Origin of the sequence: Dokdonia sp. Asnod3-C12 (assembly GCF_045063975.1) — a bacterium.
GTDB lineage: Bacteria > Bacteroidota > Bacteroidia > Flavobacteriales > Flavobacteriaceae > Dokdonia.
The window spans coordinates 3,128,344-3,149,844 of sequence record NZ_JBEFNY010000003.1; the positions used below are offsets into that span (position 1 = coordinate 3,128,344).

The window sequence follows — 21,501 nt, forward strand, 5'->3', positions numbered from 1 at the left end:
CAAGATACTATAATTATGACCTTGTAAGTTCATAAAGTGCAATACCTGTAGCTTGTGCTACATTCATACTACTATTAATACCATACATCGTAATATGCGCTATGTTATTGCATTGCTCCAGTGTTTCGTCCGTAATTCCTATGCTTTCTGCACCTATAATTAGAGCAACTTTATCTAATCTAGAAAAATCTATTGTGCTCATCGGTTTACTATTTGATGTGATTTCTAAGGCAATACTAGTAAAGGAAAGGTCATGTAGTTCTTGTAATGTATTTTTTATAGTATCGCTTGCGCGAAAATGTATTGTCTTTTCTGTATTTCTAGCTGTTTTACGTAAACGGCTGCTTCTTGTATCTGGTTGATTTCCGCAGAAAATAATTTCTTTTACACCAAAGGCATCTGCTAGCCTAAAAATACTTCCAGCATTTGCAGGACTAGTCATATGCTCACAGACGAGGATAATCTCTTTATTGTGAGTGGATGGTTTATGATGATTATGGGCGAGTTGCACAGTATAGGGAATTAGGATTGTAGCCGACTATTTATCGTCTACCATTACTTTATTAAAATTATTCGCCTGTTGACTAGCATATGAAAATGCAAGAATAGGAATACTAAATGTTAGGGTTGCTATCCAGCCAAGATTCCATAAAAATATAGTCGATATTATACCTAATAATAAACCTATTGAAACTATTTTTATATCGGGTTTTGCGTGAACTCGATTAACTCTTCTTTTAACTTGGGTTCCACAATGATTACATCTGTCATTTATATGATTGCCGCATTCTTCTTGTAATTCAAAACGATTGCTAGCTTTAGTATTAAAGCTATTTTCTTTTTTACATGAACTACAGTAATAGTATAATTTCAAAGGTCTAGATTTTTAAAAGGAATATAAATTAGTTCTCAAAAGCATACTTAACAATATTGGCACCCATTTGTAGTGCCTTCTCGCGTACGCTTTCTGGGTCTCCATGTACTTCTGGATCTTCCCAGCCGTCACCCAAGTCTGATTCTGTAGTGAAAAGCACAACAAGTCTATCTTCATAAAAAAGTCCTAGCGCCTGTGGTCGTTTGCCATCATGCTCGTGGATTTTAGGTAGCCCTTTAGGGAATCTATATGCGCTGGAAAAGATAGGATGGGTAGCGGCAAGTTCTCTAAGTTCTTGCTCTGGAAATATTTTTTTAAGTTCCTTAGGCAAGTACTCAGCCATTCCATAGTTATCATCTATGTGTAAGAAACCACCACTTATAAGATAATTGCGCATGTTTTCTACATCATTATCTGTAAAAAGAACATTTCCATGTCCAGTCATATGCAATAGTGGATATTGGAATATGTCTGTACTACCAGCATCTACAGATACGGGAGTAGAGTTCATCTTCGTATTGATGTTTTTATTACAAAAAGTAATGAGATTAGGTAAGGCTGTTGGGTTACTATACCAGTCTCCACCTCCTTTATACTTAAGCACTGCTAGATCTTGCGCTTTCGCGAAAGCGAACATAAATAACATGATAACAAGTGCGAGAATACTACGCTTCATAGAGTTTTTCATAAAAAATAAAAATAGTGAATACCAAAATGATGGAAGTCCTAATTAACAAGAAAGTTAAACAAGAAAGCTAAAGTTCTCTTAATTAGTGTTATTCAAATGATTTTGTAGGAATTTAAGCACAAATACCTTGTAATTCGTCAAATGAGTATATAAATTTACTCCTGTAAAGTTGTAACAATTTTATCTTGCTGCGACTTACATACTAACAATAACTTTAAAATCTAATATGAAAAAGAAAATGTATGCTTTAGCAGCTCTTTTGTTAAGTGGCGTTGCCCTTAATGCTCAAGAGGTTAGCTTTGAAGAGTATGATCTTGACAATGGAATGCACGTTATTCTTCACCAGGATAATGGCGCCCCTGTAGTAACAACATCTGTAATGTATCACGTAGGTGCAAAAGATGAAGATCCAAGTAAAACTGGTTTTGCTCACTTTTTTGAACACTTACTTTTTGAGGGTACAGAAAATATTGAACGTGGCGAATGGTTTAAGGTAGTTTCTTCAAATGGAGGACAAAACAATGCAAACACGACACAAGACAGAACGTATTATTACGAAGTGTTTCCTTCTAACAACCTAGAATTAGGTCTATGGATGGAATCTGAGCGTTTATTACACCCAATCATCAATCAAATAGGCGTAGATACTCAAAAGGAAGTAGTGCAAGAAGAAAAACGTTTAAGAGTGGACAATCAGCCATATGGACGTTTTCAAGAAGTAATAGGGAAGATGCTTTTTAAGAAGCATCCATACCGCTGGACAACAATAGGATCTCTTGATCACCTTGCTAGTGCAACACTAGAAGATTTTCAAAAATTTAGCGATACCTATTATGTGCCAAATAACGCAGTCTTGGTTGTAGCTGGAGATATTGATCTTGCAGAGACTAAAGAGATGATTAATAAATACTTTGCGCCTATCCCAAGAGGTAAAGACATTGCACGTAGCACGTTCAAAGAAGATCCTGTGGTACCTGTAAGAGAGAAGTTTTATGATCCTAATATCCAGATTCCTGCGATATTCTTAGCTTACAGAACTCCTGCTCAAACAGAAAAAGATGCTTATGTGTTAGACATGGTATCATCTGTATTAAGTGATGGTAAGAGCTCTAGACTTTACAAGAAACTTGTAGATGACCAGAAGAAAGCATTACAAGTATTTGCTTTTAGCGGTGCTCAAGAAGATTACGGTTCTTACTTAATAGGAGCGTTACCTCTAGGCGAAAACTCTCTAGAAGATTTAATAACAGAAATGGATGAGGAGATTGTAAAACTTCAAACAACGCTTATATCTGAAAGAGATTATCAAAAACTTCAAAATAAATTTGAAAACCGTTTTGTAAACTCTAACAGTAGTGTAGAAGGTATTGCAAATTCACTTGCTCGTAACTACATGTTATATGATGATACTAATCTTATTAATACAGAGATTGATATTTACAGATCTATAACAAGAGAGGACATTAAAGCAGCTGCTATAAAGTACCTCAAAGAAAATGAGCGTGTAATATTAGAGTACTTACCAGAATCTCAAAAAGAAAATTAATGAAAAAGCATATTATATTAGGTGCACTATTAATGCTAGCAACTGCTGGTTATGCACAAGTAGACAGAAGCATACAACCTAAGCCAGGTCCGGCTCCTGAGATTAATTTAAAAGATCCAATATCTTTTGAGCTCAAGAATGGCCTCAAAGTAATGGTTGTTGAAAATAAAAAGTTACCTAGAGTATCTATTCAACTTACGATGAATAATCCTCTTATTGTAGAAGGAGATAAGGCAGGCGTTGCTTCCCTTACGTCATCTATGCTGGGTAAAGGTTCTAAAAACATTGAAAAAGATGTTTATGAGGAAGAAGTAGATTACTTAGGAGCAAACATAGGTTTTGGTTCTCAAAGTGCATTTGCTAGCGGACTATCAAAGTATTTTGAGCGTCTTATAGAACTTACAGCAGATGCTGGTATCAATCCTAACTTTACACAAGTAGAGTTTGACAAGGAAAAGGAGCGTCTCATAGAAGGTTTAAAATCTAATGAGAAAAGTGTAAGTGCAATTGCAGGTCGTGTACAAAGCGTTCTTGCTTACGGTGCAGATCACCCTTATGGAGAATTTACTACAGAAGAGACGGTAAATAATGTAACTCTTGCAGATGTAAATAAGTTTCACTCAGATTACTTCAGACCTAATAATGGATATTTAATCATTATAGGTGATGTAGATTTTGATAATGTAAAGAAGATTGTAACGAAGAACTTCAAGAGCTGGAAAAAAGGAAACATTCCTGAAACACCATTCTCAGAGCAAGGAAATGCATCTACTACAGAAATCAACTTCATAAACATGGATAACGCTGTACAGTCAGAAATTGCTGTTCAGAACACTGTAGAATTAAAAATGACTGATGCAGATTATTTTCCTGCATTGATTGCAAACAACATCTTAGGTGGTGGTGGAGAAGCTCGTCTTTTTAACAACTTACGTGAAGATAAAGGGTATACTTACGGTTCTTATTCTAGAATAGGATCTAACGAGAAAACGGTAACACGTTTTAGCGCTACAGCAAGTGTACGTAACGTAGTTACAGATAGCTCTGTGGTTGAGATTGTAAAAGAGATTAATCGCATGGGATCTGAGCCAGTATCTGCCGAAGAGCTTGCAAATGCTAAGGCAAAGTATACAGGTAATTTTGTACTAGCGTTAGAGCGACCACAAACTATCGCAAACTATGCTTACAATATTGAGAGCAAAGGACTTCCTAAGGATTTCTACAAAAATTACCTTTCTAATATTGATAAAGTATCTCAACAAGACGTGCAGAATGCTGCAAGTAAATTGTTTAAAGGAGATAATGCTAGAATCGTAGTTACTGGTAAAGGTAGCGAAGTTATTGATAACCTCAATAAGGTTGTTATTAATGGTAAAGCTGTACCTGTAAAGTATTTTGATGTGTACGGTAAAGCAATTGCAAAGCCAGAATTCAAGAAAGAACTTCCTGGAGATTTAACGGTAAATAAAGTGCTTGAATCTTACATTGCTGCCATAGGTGGCAAGGATAAGATTGCTGCAGTAAACTCTGTGTATATCAAGGCACAAGGTACTGTGCAAGGTATGACGTTAGATTTTGAGCTTAAAAAGACTACCAAAGAGCAATTTGTACAGAACATCATGATGGGAGGTAATTCTCTTTCTAAGCAAGTGCTAGATGGTGAGACCGCTTATATGGTAGCACAAGGACAGCGTAAAGACCTAGAAGGTGATGATATTGCCAAAGTAAAAGCAGAATCTTCTCCTTTTCCAGAAGTAAACTGGTTAAGTGGTGGAGCTACTCTAGAAGGTATGGAAAAAGTAAATGGTGAAGATGCTTATGTTGTAAAGGTTGATGGAGGTAAAATGGCTTATTACAGTGCAAAAACTGGACTTAAACTTCAAGAAGTTTCTGTACAAGAAGCACAAGGTCAAACGTTCAAGACTACGATCGTTTATAGCAAGTATCAAGATGTAGGAGGAATTATGTTTCCTTTTACATTGAGCCAGTCTTTAGGCCCACAAGCTATAGAATTTAATGTTACAGAGATCAAAGTAAATGAAGGAGTTTCAGATGCAGATTTTGAGTAATCATTAATCACATAATTTTAAAAAGGTCAGCGGTTGCTGGCCTTTTTTTATGCTCTTAATTTCCCTTGCACATTGTTATAAACTCCTTATTGCTACTTTACTTCTCAGAATATTCAAAAAAAGCTGGAAGTATATGGTTTTACGCTTTCGCGAAAGCGTAATAATAACCCATCAAAAAAGAGAAATTATAAATTTTACAATGTATTAATTGGCTATTTGCTAATGAGGTTGACTCATAAACGAGTGTAATTATGAGATTCTGAAATTTAACAACCCTATATAGTAAGTGAAAAGTGATATGTACTTTTAATAAAAATAATACCCATGTCTAGAGAACCAAAAATTGAGAGATTTAATACAAATGTAAAGTCAAAATATGAAGTGTACAACGCTATATTTATGACACTTCCCTTTGACGGTATTTCAAATACGGGAGTACTTCTACCGCTTTTTCATTCTATTTGTAAAGCAGGATATGAAGACAATAAAAATCCTTCTGAAATCATTGAGTACTTTTTTGAAAGATACATGAGAGATGCTTCGGTAAAGGAAAGGGAAGATTTGCTGTTTAAATTTATACAATATATAGAGCGTCAAGTGGTACTTTTTGATGCGATAGAGGATGCTTCATATCGTATTGTAAATAACATGGACGGCCGCGGAACACTGCGTAACATAAAAGAAGAAGCAGAGGCAACTGGTAAAAAAGAAGAGCTTATTGCTTATTTAAATACTTTTAAAATAAGACCAGTACTTACTGCACACCCTACGCAGTTTTATCCAGGAGTGGTGCTAGGTATTATTAATGATCTTAGTGAAGCAATACGAGAAGACCGTCTAGAAGACATAAAATCATTACTGGCTCAATTAGGAAAAACACCCTTCTTTAAGAAAGAAAAACCAACGCCTTATGATGAGGCAGTAAGTTTAATATGGTACCTAGAAAATGTGTTTTACCATAGTGCAGGTGCTATTTATGATTACTTACATAAACACTTAATACAAGACGAAGCTTTTAGTAACTCACTAGTAGACCTAGGATTTTGGCCAGGTGGAGATCGCGATGGTAATCCATTTGTGACTACAGCAATCACGCTTAAAGTTGCACGTAAATTACGCAGCACCGTACTAAGAAATTATTATCGCGAACTAAGACAACTGCGTCGTCGTATAACTTTTCAAGGTACAGAGGAACTTCTGGGATCATTAGAGGCTGCGTTGTATAAAGCGATTTTTATAGAAGGTAAGCCAGAGATTGATCAAAAGCATATTCTTACCGTTCTTAAAGAGGTGCGTGATGTAGTAAGAGATAAGCATCAAAGTTTATACTTAGACCATATAGATAGCTTAATTCACAAAGTAGAACTGTTTGGGTTGCATTTTGCCTCCCTAGATATAAGACAAGATAGTAGCATCCATAAAATTGTGTTTGAAGAAATAGTAGCACATGCTCAGATAGATGGTAAAGCTATATTTCCAGAGAACTACTTGAGTCTAGATGACGAAGCGCAGATTGCATTTTTAAATGATGTTTCTGGCTCCTTAGATCCAGAGAGTTTTAGTGAAGAAGTTGTCACGAAAACACTAGGTTCTATTTATGCAATGAAAACCATTCAAGAAGAAAATGGAGAAAAAGGTTCCAACCGTTATATCATAAGTAATTCACAAAGTGCATTGCATGTAATGCAGGCGTTTACTTTTTTAAGACTATGTGATTGGGATATGCCTACTGCAGATGTTTCCCCACTTTTTGAGACCGTTCCAGATTTAATTGCTGCTCCAGAAGTGATGGAGGCGTTATATACAAACCCAACATACAGTGCGCATTTAAAGCGTCGTGGCATGCGCCAGACTATTATGCTAGGCTTCTCTGATGGAACCAAGGATGGTGGGTATCTCATGGCAAACTGGAGTATTTTTAAAGCCAAAGAAGCGATGACTGCCATGTCTAGAAAATACGGAGTTACTGTAATCTTCTTTGATGGTAGAGGAGGGCCACCAGCACGTGGAGGCGGAAAGACACATCAATTTTATGCATCTTTAGGGCCAAAAATTGAAGCCCAAGAAATACAACTTACAGTACAAGGACAGACCATCAGTTCAAATTTTGGGACATTGGATTCATGTCAATATAACCTGGAGCAATTATTAAGTAGTGGTGTTGCAAATGAAGTTTTTGCTTCTGCAAATAATGACATTACAGATACCGACAGAGCAACACTAGAAGCACTAGCTCAAAAGAGTTATGAAGCTTATACAGCTTTTAAACAGCACGATAAATTTTTGCCATACTTGGAGCGTATGAGTACGCTTAAGTATTATGCAAAAACAAATATTGGTAGTAGGCCAAGTAAGCGTTCTCAGAAGTCTACGCTAGATTTTGGGGATTTAAGAGCAATTCCTTTTGTGGGAAGTTGGAGCCAACTTAAACAAAACGTTCCAGGATTTTATGGCGTAGGTACTGCGCTGGCTTCTTTTGAAGAAAAAGGAACACTTGACGAGGTAAAAGAGCTTTATAAGAACAGTTCATTCTTCCGTACGCTGCTTGAAAATAGTATGATGAGCCTTACCAAGTCTTTCTTTGGCTTAACCGCTTACATGGCAGATGACGAGGAGTTTGGTGCTTTCTGGAAAATTCTATTTGATGAATATGAGCGTAGCAAGCGATTAATGCTTGAAGTGTCAGGACTCAAGGAGTTAATGGAAAATGAGCAAGCTGGTAAAGCATCTATACAAGAAAGAGAACGCATTGTATTACCCCTTCTTACCATCCAGCAATATGCATTAAGAGCTATACAAGAAATGCAAAAATCTGGAGAACAGTCAGATAAGCTTGCTGTGTATGAGCAGATGGTGACGAGATCATTATTTGGTAATATTAATGCGAGTAGAAACTCGGCATAAAAAAGCATCATAAGGGAGTAATGCGTTGCTCCCTTATAATAGTTAGAGTACCTTTGCGCCAGCAGGCCGCCTTATTGATCCAGCAATGGATAGGAAAGTCCGGACACCAAAGGATAGCATAGCGGCTAACGGCCGTCACGCTAAATTTATTTTTAGTGGAGGACAAGTGCAACAGAAAGAATGTACAGGTAATGCTGTAGCGAACCCAGGTAAACTCTATGCGGTGCAATGTCAAGTATACTCACAGTTAAGTGCGATCCGCGCGTTGTGGGAGGGTAGGCAGATAGAGGTTACTAGTAATGGTAATCCCAGATAAATAATAAGGAATCTCTAGAATCATCTAGAGTGAACAGAATCCGGCTTATAGGCCTGCTTTTTTTTAAGATTTTACAAGCTTTTTATAGCAAATAAATCCCGCTAGTTGCGGGATTTATTTGTTATACTATATGTTGTTACGCTTCCCGAAGTTAATTCGGGACGAGTCTCGCGAAAGCGTGCTTGAATAAATTACTATTCCTCTTCGTCGCTTTCTGGCATTTCAAAAAAGCTGAAGGCATTCCCACCATAATTACGTGTTTGTACATAATTAGAAAACGAGTCCATTTTAGTATATTTTCCGTGTTCTATGATCAAGGTACCATCTTGATCTAGCAAATTTTGTTTAAAAACAAGCGTTGCTATTTTTTCAAAATCCTTAATGTCGATGTCGTAAGGTGGATCTGCAAAAATGATATCATAAGTGCCTCTTGCACGCTCTAGATACTTAAATACGTCACTTTTTATGGTTTGAATTGAAAATTCAAACTCCTCTGCCGTTTTATTTATAAACTGCACACAACCATAATTTGCATCTACGGCTGTAATCTGGTCTGAGCCGCGTGAGGCAAACTCATAACTTATATTTCCTGTACCAGCAAAAAGGTCTAAAACCCTAAGCTGGCTCATATGGTAATTGCTTCTCAGAATATTAAACAATGCTTCCTTTGCCATATCTGTGGTAGGGCGAACGGGTAATTTTTTTGGAGCAGCGATGCGACGTCCTTTATATTTTCCTGAGATTATTCTTGTCATAGTAGTGTTGCGAGTAGGGATTGAGATCTTGTGAGGCTGGTAGACGGACTATCTTTAATAATAAGATGTCTGATGTACGTATGTGCTATACTATAAAATTCTTCATCCTTTTCTATAGTACCTGTAAGTGTTACAGGTGTATTTTCTGGATTGAGTTCTAGTTGTTCTAGTGTAAAGAGTAGGTAATATATAAAATCTTCTTTGGCGCGTATTTCAAACCTATTAATAAAAAGTAGTTTTTTATTCTTTACAACGCCCATCTCAAAATACGAGCTTTGTAAATTTATTAATACTTGAGCTTCTTCATTATTAGAATACTCCGTAAGAAGATGTTTTGCAAATATTGTAGTGCTGTGATAATACTCAAAGGATCCAAAAGTGTCAAAAAAGAAGTTGTTTATGTTTGAATACGGCACGTAAACATTGATAAGATCATAAAAATCTATGGTGTCATGTGCAATATAATCGGTACTTAAAATCTTTGTATTAAACTTAAGATAGTCTGCTGCCTTCTCACTATCAAATAGCGCCTGTGGGACAAGCGTAAACAATTCGTTAGCATATACCACAGTAACCTTAGAAAAGGGTTGTGCAAGCGCCTCTATCTCTTTGAAAGCCTTTTCTATCTCAACAAGTAGGGTGGTAGGATTCACGTTTTCGCGAAAGCGTACTACCTCTGCATCCTTTACATCCTTAGAATGGATATGTTGAGTAAAAAAAGAAAGTCCATCCAAATGTATTTGGATGGACAGACTATATAATGAATTTGTATGCTTGCTATTAGTCATTAGCACCGTAACTCTTAGGCCAGTTACCATTTGTATTAATAGAAACCATTGACCCTACTGTCAAGGCATCACCATTTACACCATCTACAGATACAATTTGTTTTTCTTTTTGAAGATAGTCTCTATCTTGATCTGCAAGTAAAATTTCCTTTTTTATAGATATTTCAAAAACAGGATACATTGTGTTACTTTTCTCAATTTCTCCAGCGTCCATAGTATACTTTGCATCAATCCCTTCAATAGGAACATTTATCATTGTCTTATAGCGATCTGAACCTTTAAATAAAGAGTCCTTGATAGATTTAGTACCTAATGTATCTGTAACAACAATTTCTTTGAAAGTATCTACACGGAAACGCTTAGTTTTTTCTACATCAAGTATAGTTGTATCTCTACGTTGAGTTATTGTGAACTCAGCTGTGTCTATAAAACGAACTAGTTTGTCAAAGTCTTTTTCATATTTACCTGTTACAGTTTTATGAGCTAATTGAGCCTGACGTAAGTCTCTCATATTGGTAATAGCGGCCTTATATCGCTTTTCTTTTATTTCATTAAATTCTACCTCTCCCCAAACTGCGTTAAAAAGAAGGTAACCTAAAGCGGCAATTACTACCCAAAGTACAAGCTGTATTACTAGTTTCATGTAATGATGTTTAAAATTAGTTATGGTTAGGAACAAATCTACAATTTTTTTTTACACACAAAAATTTATTATCTCATTTTTCATTATGTAATTTGCGAGCATTCTCAACCTCCTATGATTAAAGAACCCAGAGCATTCTACAAGCAGTTAGTTAAAGACTTTGTACACACACCTACTTTAAAGCAAGACAGGCTGTTAGAGCAACTGTCTACTTTTCTATTTGACACATCTAAGGATAAAGTGTTTGTTCTTAAAGGGTTTGCAGGTACAGGTAAAACAACAGTAATTGGGACTGTAGTTAAAAATTTATGGCAAGCTGGCATGACATCTGTGCTCATGGCACCTACAGGAAGAGCGGCAAAGGTGGCGAGTAATTACAGTAAAAAGCAAGCCTATACCATCCATAGAAAAATTTATTTCCCAAAAAAAGAGCGAGGAGGCGGCGTTTCTTTTAGTCTGCAACCGAATAAGCATAGAAACTGCATTTTTATAGTTGATGAAGCATCTATGATTTCTGATAGGGCTGCAGAGTCTAAGTTTTTTGATAATGGGTCACTACTGGATGATATGATGCAATACATTTATAGCGGTCATAATTGTAAGCTCATTCTGGTAGGTGATGAGGCGCAGTTACCACCAGTAAAGCTTGATATGTCTCCTGCACTTGACATTAATCTGCTTTCCATGCAGTATAATAAAAATGTTGAGACCATACAGCTTGATGAAGTAATGAGGCAAGCAGAGGATAGTGGTATCCTTATGAACGCAACCGCTTTAAGGGAGCAACTCTCTGAAGAGTTTTATGAAGGTTTTAAATTTGATATCGCAGGATTTACAGACGTGGTGCGACTTATAGATGGTCATGAGATTATGGATGCTATCAATGACTGTTATAATAGTGTAGGTACAGAAGAGACAGCCATTATCGTACGATCGAACAAACGAGCAAACTTATATAATCAGCAAATAAGAAACAGAATTCTATTTCAAGAGGAAGAAATTTCGGCTGGAGATCACTTAATGGTGGTAAAGAATAACTACTTCTGGATTGATGCAAAAAGTGATGCTGGATTTATTGCAAACGGCGATATTGTAAAAGTGCTAGAAATTCTAGCAATTAAGGAACTCTACGGTTTCCGTTTTGCAGAGGTAAAAGTGCAAATGGTAGATTATCCACAGATGCAACCTTTTGAAACTGTTGTCATGCTTGACGTACTTACCCTTGAGACGCCAGCACTTCCTTATGAGCAAGGTGACACCTTATATAAGGAAGTTCAAAAAGATTATGCAGACGAAACTTCTAATTACAAACGTTTCCAAAAAATAAAGAATAATAAATTCTTTAATGCCTTACAGGTTAAATTCTCCTATGCAATCACCTGTCACAAATCACAAGGTGGACAGTGGGATAATGTTTTTATAGAGCAACCCTATCTTCCTGACGGAATGAATAAAGATTATTTGAGATGGTTATATACAGCCATCACACGATCTAAAAGTAAGCTGTACTTAATAGGCTTTAAAGACGATATGTTTGTAGAAGAGGCTTAAGTTGTAGGTCTTTTGGAGCTATTTCCCGCTTTACGTTACAATTCCTCATCGCGGCTACGCCAGCTCCTGCGGGATTTTCACTGCAATCGGGGCTAGGGGATAGGTTAGTTCGTTGGCACTTTTCTTTTTCATTATTACCTTGTGCACATTATTAGTTAAGTTTACCATTATGAGTTTTGAATTAATTGTAAGTATTATTCTAGGATTTTCTCTGGCGGCATCTGCAGGCTTTAGAGTGTTTGTCCCTTTATTAGTATTAAGTCTCTCGGCTCATTTTGGCTGGTTTCCTGTAAACAATTCATGGGAATGGGTGGGAAGTGTTCCCGCATTAGTGTTACTAGGAGTCGCCACAATTTTTGAAATAGGAGCCTACTTTATTCCTTGGGTAGATAATATTCTAGACACTATATCGGTACCACTAGCTGCAGTAGCAGGTACATTACTAATGGTAGCAACGATGGGAGATATGGATCCTACCATCACTTGGGCACTTGCTATTATCGCTGGAGGCGGAGCAGCGGCAGCAGTTTCTGGCACTACAAGCGCTACAAGATTGGGAAGTACTGCAACCACTGGCGGACTCGCAAACCCGGTAATCGCTGGGACAGAAACAATTGCTGCGACTACAGTCTCTGTGGCAAGTATATTTTCTCCTATTTTGGCACTTATTCTCGTATTGTTATTAGTAGGCTTAGTTTGGAAGGTAATTCGTCGTCTTAGAAGAGCATAGCTTTTGTACTCTTTTCACTAACTTCGCTACTTGTTTTGAGGTGATGTATCACGCTGTCGAGAAACTCGTCCCGAATTTACTTCGGGAAGCGTAAACACATCCTTTGTAATTTTCTAAAAATATCTTTTTTGAGTAAACAACTTAAAATTATAGCCATGATTCCTGCTCGCTATGCAGCCTCACGTTTCCCAGGCAAAATGATGAAGGATTTGGCTGGTAAGCCAGTAATTGTGCGCACTTACGAAAGTACTGTGGCAACGGGACTTTTTGATGAAGTATTTGTAGTTACTGATAGTGAGGTTATTTACAAAGCGGTAGAAGATGCTGGAGGTAAAGCAATCATGAGCATAAAGGAACATGAGTGTGGTAGCGATCGTATTGCAGAAGCTGTTGCAAGTCTTGATGTAGATATTGTGGTAAATGTACAAGGTGATGAGCCTTTTACTACACGAGAAGATCTTGCACCGGTACTAGATGTATTCTATGGTGACGATGCAGATCAAATAGATCTTGCAAGTGTAATGATGCCCATTACAGATGTATCTGAAATTGAAAATCCTAACAATGTTAAGGTAATAGTAGATAACGCAGATTTTGCTCTGTATTTTTCTAGATCTCCTTTGCCTTACGTGAGAGATACTACAGCTGGAATAACGACCTACAAGCATAAGGGAATATATGCTTTTAGAAAGCAAGCTATTTTAGACTTTGCTTCTATGAACATGACACCATTAGAAAAAGCAGAAAAGATAGAATGCATCCGCTTTTTAGAATATGGTAAAAAGATAAAAATGGTACGTTCTTCCAAGCTAGCCATAGGAATTGATACTCCAGAAGATCTTGAGAAGGCAATAAAAATTTATAAAGATTTATAAAAGTTATGGGATTTTTTAAATGGATATATAACGATGTTATAGGCTGGAAAGCAATAGGTGATTTTTCTCAAGATACTGTAAAAAAAGCAGTGGTAATCGCTGTGCCGCATACCAGTTGGCATGATTTCTATATGGGGATTTTATTACGAAGCGCACTTGATGTAAAAATAGGTTTTATAGGAAAGAAAGAACTGTTTAAGTGGCCTATGGGTCTTCTTTTTAAGGCAATGGGAGGCGCACCTATAGACAGAACTCCAGGTCAAGATAAAGTACAGTCTATCGCAGATGTCTTTAAGGATAAAGAAGAATTTAGACTTACAATCGCTCCAGAAGGAACGCGTAAGAAAGTTGATAAACTAAAAACCGGCTTTTATTACATAGCCTTAGCAGCAGAAGTACCTATCATTATGGTAGCTTTTGATTTTGGTAAGAAAGAGCATCGTATTTCTCAACCATTATATCCATCTGGAAATATTGAGGAAGATATGAAAACTATCTATGCATTTTTTAAAGGAGCAGTAGGGAAGGTGCCTGAGTATAGTTTTACTCCAGAGGAATAAAAGAATTGTTACAGACGTAAAAAAGCTCAATTACAAAATAGTAATTGAGCTTTTTTAGTAACATATGTGTTAAACTTATGCTTCAGTGTATGTTCCTGCTGTTTTCTTTCTCCATGCATCCAGCATCCAGCTTGTTTTTTCTAATTCACGTATATATGCTCCAATGAGATCAATAGTCCCTTCGTCACCAGCGTCATCTGCTTTCTTCACAACAGCACTTAGTTGTTTTAAAATAATTCCATGATCTTCAAGAATGTTATCGACCATATCTCTATCTGATAAATCTGATTTTGCCTCTTTGATGCTTGATTTTTCTAAGTAGTCAGAAAGATTACTAGTAGGTGCAAATCTTAGTGTAAGAATACGCTCTGCGATTTCGTCAATTTTTAATTTTGCATCATCGTATAATTCTTCAAATTTAATATGTAAGTCAAAGAAATTTACTCCTGAAATGTTCCAGTGAAAGTTACGGAGCTTTTGGTAGTACACGTGGTAATCTGCAAGCAGCGTGTTGAGTTCATTTACTGTATGTTTACTCTTTTCTGTATCTAAGTTCAAATAATTCATAGTTTTATTTTTTTATTTAAATAAAGTTACAAATGTGTTTAGGATTAATATCAAATATACATTTGGTTTAGTATAAGTTTAACCACAAATGCTAAGGATATGGTAAAACAAACAATCTTCTTTAGACAGTCAAAATACTTTATATTTGCTCAAAATTTTTTTTATGATTGATAGTGTATATTCTCAAGTCGAGGGAAAGAAGGTGTTAGTAACTGGCGGAGCTGGATTTATAGGTTCAAATATTTGCGAGGTATTGATTGAGAATGGAGCAATTGTTACTTGTTTAGATAATTTGGCTACAGGCCATAAACATAACCTTGATGCTATTATATCAAATCCTAACTTCACATTTATAAATGGTGATATTAGAGATATTAAAGTGTGTGAGAACGCTGTTTCTAATAGTGACTATGTACTTCATCAAGCAGCATTAGGCTCAGTTCCAAGGTCTATTCAAGATCCAGCAACAAGTAACGAAGTAAATGTAGGAGGTTTCTTGAATATGCTTATAGCATCTAAAGACAAAGGCATAAAACGTTTTGTATATGCTGCCAGTTCTTCTACTTATGGTGATTCCCAGGGGTTACCTAAGAAAGAAGATATTATTGGTAAACCATTATCACCATATGCCATCACAAAATATGTGAATGAGCTTTATGCAGATGTATTTCATAAGACATATGGATTAGATTGTATAGGACTTCGATATTTTAATGTTTTTGGTCGTAAGCAAGATCCTAATGGAGCGTATGCAGCTGTTATTCCTAAATTTACAAAGTTATTAATGGACCATGAATCACCAGTTATGAACGGTGATGGTACTTTTTCTCGTGATTTCACGTATATTGACAACGTAATTCAAATGAATATCAGAGCAATGCTCACTGAGAATGAGGAGGCAATTAATACAGTTTACAATGTTGCTTACGGAGAAAGAACTGATTTAAACGAACTTGTTAAGATTCTAAAAACTGAATTAAGTCAATTTGACAGTGGAATTGCAGATGTTGAAATAAAATTTGGACCCAAAAGAGCTGGTGATGTTCCGCATAGCCTAGCAAGTATTGATCGTGCAAAAATGAGAGTAGGATATGATCCTAAGTATAGTATTAAGGATGGTCTCAAGGAAGCGATGGCTTGGTATTGGAAAAATTTAAAATAAAAGTAAAGGTCTTTACAATAAAAGCATATAAAGAAAATTAATATGACAAAAATTAAAGTAGGAGTTATTGGATTAGGTTATGTTGGATTACCATTGGCTAGGTTATTTGGAACTAAGTATAACACGGTAGGATTTGATATAAATGAAAAACGTATTGCAGAACTTCAATCAGGTACAGATAGCACATTAGAGGTTTCTGATGAGGTGTTACAAGGCGTACTTAAGACTGAAAATAATGACTTAAATGGATTGTTATGTAGTGCAGATAGTAAGGATATTGAAGATTGTAATTATTATATTGTAACCGTGCCGACTCCGGTTGATAAAAATAACAGACCTGTTCTTACTCCTTTATATAAAAGTAGTGAGACTGTAGGTAAAGTTTTAAAGAAAGGTGATATCGTTGTTTATGAAAGTACTGTGTATCCTGGTGTAACAGAAGATGAGTGTGTGCCAGTTTTGGAACGCGTAAGCGGACTTAAGTTTAATGTAGACTTTTTTGTAGGGTATTCTCCAGAACGTATTAATCCAGGAGATAAAGAACATACTGTAGAGAAAATACTAAAAGTGACCTCTGGAAGCACTCCTGAAATAGGGAAGAAAGTAGATGATTTGTACAGCTCTATAATTACTGCAGGAACGCATCTAGCTCCAACTATAAAAGTAGCAGAAGCTTCTAAAGTAATCGAGAACTCTCAACGTGACATCAATATTGCTTTTGTAAACGAACTAGCTAAGATTTTTAATTTGATGGGTATCAATACACATGATGTTCTAGAAGCAGCAGGTACAAAGTGGAATTTTTTACCATTTAAACCTGGCCTAGTAGGAGGTCACTGTATAGGTGTAGATCCATATTACCTAGCACAGAAAGCACAAGAATTAGGATATCATCCAGAAATTATTTTAGCAGGACGTCGACTTAACGATAGTATGGGAGCATATGTAGCCTCTGAGGTGGTAAAGCTTATGCTTAAAAACGATATCAAAGTAAAAGGTTCTGAGTTATTGATTCTAGGTATCACTTTTAAAGAAAACTGTCCAGATGTACGTAACACGAAAGTTACAGATGTTATAAGACACTTGAAAGAATTTGGGGTTAATGTAACTATCTTTGATCCATGGGTAAATGCAGCCGAGGTACACCATGAATACGGTCTAGATGCTCTTACAGAAGTTCCAAACCAAAAATATGACGCCATCGTGCAAGCCGTGGCGCATAAAGAATTTGCTTCTTTAGATTTAAATTCTCTTAAGAATGATAAATCTGTAGTTTATGATGTAAAAGGGGTGTTAGGTAATAAAGCAGATGCTAAGCTGTAATGAACATTCTTATTACAGGTGGAGCAGGTTTTATAGGGTCTCAAGTGGTGAGACTATTTTTAGAAATTTTTCCCAAAAGTCATATTTACAATCTTGATGCGCTTACTTATGCTGGAAACCTAGAAAACCTTTCTGATGTAGAAACTTCTAGCAATTATACATTTATAAAAGGGGACATCAATGATGCCCCTTTTTTAATGAATCTGTTTTCTAAATATCAATTTGATAAAGTAATTCATCTAGCTGCCGAATCTCATGTTGATAGAAGTATAAAGGATCCAATAGCCTTCGTGCAGACTAATGTTATTGGAACACTTAACCTTCTTAATGCGGCAAAGAGTATTTGGAAAGAAGATTATTCGTCAAAACTTTTCTACCATATCAGTACAGATGAAGTGTACGGTACACTTGGTGATACTGGTTTGTTTACAGAGAATACGTCATACGACCCAAACTCGCCCTATGCAGCGTCTAAGGCGAGCTCAGATCATTTTGTAAGAGCTTATGGAGAAACTTACGGTTTGCCATATATTATTAGTAATTGCTCTAATAATTATGGTCCTAACCAATTTCCAGAAAAATTAATTCCTTTATTTATAAATAATATTATCGAGGGTACATCTTTGCCTGTTTATGGCGATGGAAATTATACGAGAGATTGGTTATTTGTAAAGGACCACGCAGTAGCAATAGCACTCATATTTGAAAAAGGTACATTAAAGGAAACCTATAACATAGGCGGTTTTAATGAGTGGAAAAATATTGACTTAGTAAAGCTATTATGTGATATAATGGATGAGAAGCTTTCGCGAAAGCGGGATTCTTCAAAATCACTTATAACTTACGTGAAAGATCGTCCTGGTCATGATAAGAGGTATGCAATAGATGCAACAAAAATTGAAAAAGAACTTGGTTGGAAACCATCAGTTACCTTTGAGGAAGGTCTATCGCTTACCGTAGATTGGTATCTTGCTAATGATCAGTGGCTCAAAAATGTAACTTCTGGATCTTACCAAGAATATTATAAAAAAATGTACTCATAATGAAAGGTATTGTACTAGCAGGCGGCTCGGGGACGCGTTTATCACCACTTACCATAGCGGTAAGTAAGCAGTTGTTACCTGTGTATGATAAACCTATGATTTTCTATCCTATCTCTGTGTTAATGCTTGCGGGTATAAGAGAGATATTAATAATAACTACACCTGAAGATGCTCACCTTTTTGAGCGTTTATTGGGTGATGGAAGCGCGCTAGGCTGTAATTTTCAATATGAAGTTCAAGAATCACCTAACGGACTCGCAGAGGCATTCATAATAGGTGAATCATTTATAGGTCCTGATAAAGTAGCACTAGTTCTAGGAGATAACATTTTTTACGGTAATGGCCTTAGTCAGTTATTGCAAAGTAAGAATGATGTTGATGGTGCGGCTATTTTTGCTTATCCCGTTAGAGATTCAGAACGATTTGGTGTTGTGGCTTTTGATAAGGAAATGAAGGCAACAAGCATTGAGGAAAAGCCTAGTATACCAAAATCTAATTACGCAGTTCCTGGAATTTATTTCTATGATAACGAGGTAGTCGGGATTGCAAAGAAAATAAAACCGTCAGAACGCGGAGAGCTAGAAATTACTACAATCAATCAAGAATATCTCGAGAAGAAAAAACTTTCAGTAGGTATCATGAGTAGAGGTATGTCTTGGTTTGATACAGGTACAGTAGACGCGCTAGATGATGCAACAGAATTTATAAGAGTGATACAGCGCAATCAAAGTACAATGATAGCATGTCTTGAAGAAATTGCTTACAAAATGAATTGGATATCATACGAAGCACTTAAGGCAAGTGCATCAAGGTATGGTAAAGGTGCTTATGCACAATATATAAATACACTATAGTGGAATTTCAAAAAACAGCATTCAAAGATTTAATTATATGCACTCCAAAGGTGTTTGAAGATGACCGAGGATATTTTTATGAATCATATAATTCAGAAGCTTTTAAAAAATTTGTAGGTTTCTCCCCATCGTTTGTTCAAGATAATCAGTCTAAATCTACGTACGGGGTACTAAGAGGGCTCCATTTTCAGATAGGAATACATGCTCAGTCTAAGCTTGTAAGAGTCATTGAGGGTGAGGTGCTAGATGTTGTTGTAGATCTTCGTAAGGAAGAACCTACTTATGGCGAATCTTTTGCTATCAAACTTTCAGGTACTAATAAAAAGCAACTCTTTGTACCTAAAGGGATGGCGCATGGATTTATTACATTGAGTGATACTGCTGTCTTTGCATATAAGTGTGACGCGTTTTATGATCAAAAAAGTGAACGTGGACTTGCTTACAATGATGTATCATTAAAGATTGATTGGTTGCTTGACGAGCATGAATTTTTGCTTTCTCCTAAGGATTTAGAAAACCCTATGCTCAGCGAACTTAAAAACATTTCTTTTTAATGAATGTTACTGCGAGTAATAGAGAGTTCACTTTAAAAAAGATTCTAGTCACTGGAGCTCTTGGTCAGCTGGGAATGGCTTTACTAGAGCAGTCTAAGTACCATAAGGATTTTTACTATGTGTTTCTTTCAAGAAAAGACTTTGATATAACTTCTCGTGATAATATCTCATCAGTGTTTGATACACATCAACCAGATGTTGTTATCAACACTGCTGCATATACAGCCGTAGATGCTGCCGAAGACGATAAAGATCAAGCATTCCTTATTAATGAAACAGCTGTGGGTTATCTCGCAGAGGAGTGTAAAAAGCGCGATTGTGCATTAATTCATGTCTCTACAGATTATGTTTTTGATGGTAATAAATCCACTGCATATGTAGAAAGTGATAAGCCTAATCCGCAAACAGTTTATGGTGCGTCAAAACTAGGCGGAGAACTCTTAATTGAGGCATCCAATATAACAAAATACGCTATTATTCGTACGTCATGGGTTTACAGTGTGTACGGTCATAATTTTGTAAAAACAATGCTGCGATTAGGGCAAGAGAGGGGTCAGCTCTCTGTTGTAAATGACCAGTTGGGTTGTCCTACTTGGGCAAATGACCTGGCATATGCTATTTTAACTGTTGCCCGAGAATTGAAAGAAGATAATTCCGGTGTATATCATTTTTCTAATATGGGAAGTATTACTTGGTATGATTTTGCGAAAGCCATCTTTGAGAACTCACAAATCGATGTTCTCATTACTCCAGTTACAAGCGATTTGTTCCCCACCAAAGCAGAACGCCCTAAAAATAGTGTGCTAGACACGCATAAGATTGAAAAGCAATTTCAAGTTGATATTCCAGAATGGGGTAGTTCGCTGCAAAAAATGCTCAAAAGACTATAATGAATAAATCTTGGAAAACTATCGCAATTAAAGCTGCAATAAGAGCAGGGGAAGTTATTATGGATGTTTACCGTCGTGACTTTGATGTAGCACATAAATCAGATAATTCTCCGCTCACTGAGGCAGATTTAAATGCTCATGAAGCTATTGTAGCTCATCTTGAGGAAACTGGGATTCCAATATTGAGTGAGGAAGGAAGTGAAATACCTTTTGAAATTCGTACAAAATGGGATCAATTTTGGATGGTAGACCCTCTCGATGGTACCAAGGAGTTTGTAAAACGCAACGGTGAGTTTACGGTAAATATCGCTTTAGTAGTAGATAATAGACCTGTTTTTGGTGTGATTTATGTTCCTATAAATAATACTTTGTATGCTGGTGGGTCAGATGATGGAGCTAGTTATAAGTTGGTTGATCCCAAAGATGATATCTCATGGAAAACGTTGATAAGTAAGGCAATCCGGCTTTCGCGAAAGCTTAAAAACTACAATGACCTTAATGTCGTCAAAGTAGTCACTAGTCGCTCTCACTTAAATTTAAAAACGCAAGAATTTGTTAAGGACTTGCAGAACGCAGGTAAAAATACAGAAGTAGTACCATCTGGTAGTGCGTATAAGTTTTGTCTAGTTGCAGAAGGAACTGCAGATGTATATCCGCGTTTTGGGCCTTGTATGGAATGGGATACTGCAGCGGGAGACGCTATTTGTGAAGGAGTAGGAGGAGCTGTTTATTTTGAAAATACCAGGGAGAAACTATTATATAATAAAGAATCACTTTTTAGTCCTAACTTCGTAGCACATTAATTGATT

21 protein-coding genes and 1 other RNA gene are annotated in these 21,501 nt (G+C 36.4%); 15 read left to right on the top strand and 7 right to left on the bottom strand.

Annotation, left to right across the window (positions count from 1 at the left end):
• Positions 1-13: 13 nt before the first annotated feature.
• From ACJJVW_RS14125 to ACJJVW_RS14135, 3 genes are all read right to left on the bottom strand, one after another.
• Positions 14-442: a TrmH family RNA methyltransferase gene (locus ACJJVW_RS14125; protein WP_405252694.1), complete on the bottom strand. Its 429-nt coding sequence runs from the start codon at positions 440-442 to the stop codon at positions 14-16.
• A 96-nt stretch (positions 443-538) separates the two neighbouring features.
• The gene (locus tag ACJJVW_RS14130) at positions 539-874 is read right to left on the bottom strand and encodes a hypothetical protein (protein ID WP_405252696.1); all 336 of its coding nucleotides are present in this window, start codon (positions 872-874) and stop codon (positions 539-541) included.
• Positions 875-902: 28 nt separating this feature from the next.
• Positions 903-1,550, bottom strand: coding sequence for a DUF4159 domain-containing protein (locus ACJJVW_RS14135; RefSeq protein ID WP_405252697.1), 648 nt, complete (start codon positions 1,548-1,550; stop codon positions 903-905).
• A 238-nt stretch (positions 1,551-1,788) separates the two neighbouring features.
• Here ACJJVW_RS14135 and ACJJVW_RS14140 point away from each other — a divergent pair, with 238 nt between their 5' ends.
• The 4 genes from ACJJVW_RS14140 (at position 1,789) to rnpB (ending at position 8,461) form a co-directional block, all read left to right on the top strand.
• Positions 1,789-3,108, top strand: coding sequence for a pitrilysin family protein (locus ACJJVW_RS14140; RefSeq protein ID WP_013752284.1), 1,320 nt, complete (start codon positions 1,789-1,791; stop codon positions 3,106-3,108).
• Positions 3,108-5,177 (top strand): M16 family metallopeptidase, encoded by a 2,070-nt coding sequence (locus tag ACJJVW_RS14145; protein ID WP_405252699.1) that lies wholly within the window; start codon positions 3,108-3,110, stop codon positions 5,175-5,177. Before ACJJVW_RS14140 ends, ACJJVW_RS14145 begins: the two co-directional genes overlap by 1 nt.
• A gap of 324 nt (positions 5,178-5,501) precedes the next feature.
• Positions 5,502-8,081 (top strand): phosphoenolpyruvate carboxylase, encoded by a 2,580-nt coding sequence (locus ACJJVW_RS14150; RefSeq protein WP_405252701.1) that lies wholly within the window; start codon positions 5,502-5,504, stop codon positions 8,079-8,081.
• Between the two features lie 58 nt (positions 8,082-8,139).
• Positions 8,140-8,461, top strand: an RNA gene (rnpB, locus tag ACJJVW_RS14155) — RNase P RNA component class A.
• A gap of 130 nt (positions 8,462-8,591) precedes the next feature.
• Here the strand turns inward: rnpB and ACJJVW_RS14160 are convergent.
• From ACJJVW_RS14160 to ACJJVW_RS14170, 3 genes are read right to left on the bottom strand one after another with little or no spacing between them, the layout of a single operon-like run.
• Positions 8,592-9,152, bottom strand: a complete 561-nt coding sequence (locus tag ACJJVW_RS14160; RefSeq protein WP_405252703.1) for an RsmD family RNA methyltransferase — start codon at positions 9,150-9,152, stop codon at positions 8,592-8,594.
• Positions 9,149-9,970 carry a DUF3822 family protein gene (locus ACJJVW_RS14165; RefSeq protein WP_405252705.1) on the bottom strand — a complete coding sequence of 274 codons (822 nt, stop codon included), beginning with the start codon at positions 9,968-9,970 and terminating at the stop codon, positions 9,149-9,151. The genes ACJJVW_RS14160 and ACJJVW_RS14165 overlap by 4 nt, the downstream gene beginning before the upstream one ends.
• Positions 9,933-10,583, bottom strand: coding sequence for a hypothetical protein (locus ACJJVW_RS14170; RefSeq protein WP_298324747.1), 651 nt, complete (start codon positions 10,581-10,583; stop codon positions 9,933-9,935). Before ACJJVW_RS14170 ends, ACJJVW_RS14165 begins: the two co-directional genes overlap by 38 nt.
• A gap of 114 nt (positions 10,584-10,697) precedes the next feature.
• On the opposite strand from ACJJVW_RS14170, the gene ACJJVW_RS14175 reads away from it, so the two are divergent.
• From ACJJVW_RS14175 to ACJJVW_RS14190, 4 genes are all read left to right on the top strand, one after another.
• Positions 10,698-12,134 carry an ATP-dependent RecD-like DNA helicase gene (locus ACJJVW_RS14175; protein WP_405252707.1) on the top strand — a complete coding sequence of 479 codons (1,437 nt, stop codon included), beginning with the start codon at positions 10,698-10,700 and terminating at the stop codon, positions 12,132-12,134.
• A 169-nt stretch (positions 12,135-12,303) separates the two neighbouring features.
• Positions 12,304-12,864 (top strand): DUF4126 domain-containing protein, encoded by a 561-nt coding sequence (locus ACJJVW_RS14180; RefSeq protein WP_298324753.1) that lies wholly within the window; start codon positions 12,304-12,306, stop codon positions 12,862-12,864.
• 155 nt (positions 12,865-13,019) lie between these two features.
• A complete protein-coding gene (kdsB, locus tag ACJJVW_RS14185) occupies positions 13,020-13,739 on the top strand; it encodes a 3-deoxy-manno-octulosonate cytidylyltransferase (protein WP_405253115.1) in 720 nt (239 codons plus the stop codon).
• Between the two features lie 5 nt (positions 13,740-13,744).
• Positions 13,745-14,299, top strand: coding sequence for a 1-acyl-sn-glycerol-3-phosphate acyltransferase (locus ACJJVW_RS14190; RefSeq protein WP_298324758.1), 555 nt, complete (start codon positions 13,745-13,747; stop codon positions 14,297-14,299).
• A 75-nt stretch (positions 14,300-14,374) separates the two neighbouring features.
• On the opposite strand, the gene ACJJVW_RS14195 is transcribed toward ACJJVW_RS14190, so the two are convergent.
• A complete protein-coding gene (locus ACJJVW_RS14195) occupies positions 14,375-14,866 on the bottom strand; it encodes a Dps family protein (RefSeq protein ID WP_339844678.1) in 492 nt (163 codons plus the stop codon).
• A 163-nt stretch (positions 14,867-15,029) separates the two neighbouring features.
• On the opposite strand from ACJJVW_RS14195, the gene ACJJVW_RS14200 reads away from it, so the two are divergent.
• Genes ACJJVW_RS14200 through cysQ form a run of 7 tightly spaced genes read left to right on the top strand, consistent with a single transcriptional unit; the run spans position 15,030 to position 21,495 of the window.
• Entirely contained in the window at positions 15,030-16,028 is a 999-nt protein-coding gene (locus tag ACJJVW_RS14200) for an SDR family oxidoreductase (RefSeq protein ID WP_298324764.1), read from the top strand.
• A gap of 42 nt (positions 16,029-16,070) precedes the next feature.
• A complete protein-coding gene (locus tag ACJJVW_RS14205; RefSeq protein WP_298324767.1) occupies positions 16,071-17,351 on the top strand; it encodes a nucleotide sugar dehydrogenase in 1,281 nt (426 codons plus the stop codon).
• A complete protein-coding gene (gene rfbB, locus ACJJVW_RS14210; protein WP_405252711.1) occupies positions 17,351-18,394 on the top strand; it encodes a dTDP-glucose 4,6-dehydratase in 1,044 nt (347 codons plus the stop codon). Before ACJJVW_RS14205 ends, rfbB begins: the two co-directional genes overlap by 1 nt.
• Positions 18,394-19,248, top strand: coding sequence for a glucose-1-phosphate thymidylyltransferase RfbA (gene rfbA, locus ACJJVW_RS14215; protein WP_405252713.1), 855 nt, complete (start codon positions 18,394-18,396; stop codon positions 19,246-19,248). The genes rfbB and rfbA overlap by 1 nt, the downstream gene beginning before the upstream one ends.
• Entirely contained in the window at positions 19,248-19,802 is a 555-nt protein-coding gene (gene rfbC, locus ACJJVW_RS14220; protein WP_405252715.1) for a dTDP-4-dehydrorhamnose 3,5-epimerase, read from the top strand. Before rfbA ends, rfbC begins: the two co-directional genes overlap by 1 nt.
• Complete coding sequence (gene rfbD / locus ACJJVW_RS14225) at positions 19,802-20,692, top strand: dTDP-4-dehydrorhamnose reductase (RefSeq protein ID WP_405252717.1); 891 nt, start codon at positions 19,802-19,804, stop codon at positions 20,690-20,692. The genes rfbC and rfbD overlap by 1 nt, the downstream gene beginning before the upstream one ends.
• Complete coding sequence (gene cysQ, locus ACJJVW_RS14230) at positions 20,692-21,495, top strand: 3'(2'),5'-bisphosphate nucleotidase CysQ (protein WP_405252719.1); 804 nt, start codon at positions 20,692-20,694, stop codon at positions 21,493-21,495. Before rfbD ends, cysQ begins: the two co-directional genes overlap by 1 nt.
• The last annotated feature ends 6 nt before the right edge of the window (positions 21,496-21,501 follow it).

Bases quoted from the DNA above. Each gene is read 5' to 3' on its own strand.
- kdsB (WP_405253115.1), top strand. From the start codon at position 13,020: ATGATTCCTGCTCGCTATGCAGCCTCACGTTTCCCAGGCAAAATGATG.
- ACJJVW_RS14145 (WP_405252699.1), top strand. From the start codon at position 3,108: ATGAAAAAGCATATTATATTAGGTGCACTATTAATGCTAGCAACTGCT.
- ACJJVW_RS14175 (WP_405252707.1), top strand. From the start codon at position 10,698: ATGATTAAAGAACCCAGAGCATTCTACAAGCAGTTAGTTAAAGACTTT.
- ACJJVW_RS14190 (WP_298324758.1), top strand. From the start codon at position 13,745: ATGGGATTTTTTAAATGGATATATAACGATGTTATAGGCTGGAAAGCA.
- ACJJVW_RS14140 (WP_013752284.1), top strand. From the start codon at position 1,789: ATGAAAAAGAAAATGTATGCTTTAGCAGCTCTTTTGTTAAGTGGCGTT.
- ACJJVW_RS14205 (WP_298324767.1), top strand. From the start codon at position 16,071: ATGACAAAAATTAAAGTAGGAGTTATTGGATTAGGTTATGTTGGATTA.
- ACJJVW_RS14125 (WP_405252694.1), bottom strand. From the start codon at position 442: ATGACTAGTCCTGCAAATGCTGGAAGTATTTTTAGGCTAGCAGATGCC.
- ACJJVW_RS14165 (WP_405252705.1), bottom strand. From the start codon at position 9,970: ATGGTAACTGGCCTAAGAGTTACGGTGCTAATGACTAATAGCAAGCAT.
- ACJJVW_RS14195 (WP_339844678.1), bottom strand. From the start codon at position 14,866: ATGAATTATTTGAACTTAGATACAGAAAAGAGTAAACATACAGTAAAT.
- ACJJVW_RS14200 (WP_298324764.1), top strand. From the start codon at position 15,030: ATGATTGATAGTGTATATTCTCAAGTCGAGGGAAAGAAGGTGTTAGTA.
- rfbD (WP_405252717.1), top strand. From the start codon at position 19,802: ATGAATGTTACTGCGAGTAATAGAGAGTTCACTTTAAAAAAGATTCTA.
- ACJJVW_RS14135 (WP_405252697.1), bottom strand. From the start codon at position 1,550: ATGAAGCGTAGTATTCTCGCACTTGTTATCATGTTATTTATGTTCGCT.
- ACJJVW_RS14180 (WP_298324753.1), top strand. From the start codon at position 12,304: ATGAGTTTTGAATTAATTGTAAGTATTATTCTAGGATTTTCTCTGGCG.
- rfbB (WP_405252711.1), top strand. From the start codon at position 17,351: ATGAACATTCTTATTACAGGTGGAGCAGGTTTTATAGGGTCTCAAGTG.
- rfbA (WP_405252713.1), top strand. From the start codon at position 18,394: ATGAAAGGTATTGTACTAGCAGGCGGCTCGGGGACGCGTTTATCACCA.
- ACJJVW_RS14170 (WP_298324747.1), bottom strand. From the start codon at position 10,583: ATGAAACTAGTAATACAGCTTGTACTTTGGGTAGTAATTGCCGCTTTA.
- ACJJVW_RS14150 (WP_405252701.1), top strand. From the start codon at position 5,502: ATGTCTAGAGAACCAAAAATTGAGAGATTTAATACAAATGTAAAGTCA.
- ACJJVW_RS14160 (WP_405252703.1), bottom strand. From the start codon at position 9,152: ATGACAAGAATAATCTCAGGAAAATATAAAGGACGTCGCATCGCTGCT.
- cysQ (WP_405252719.1), top strand. From the start codon at position 20,692: ATGAATAAATCTTGGAAAACTATCGCAATTAAAGCTGCAATAAGAGCA.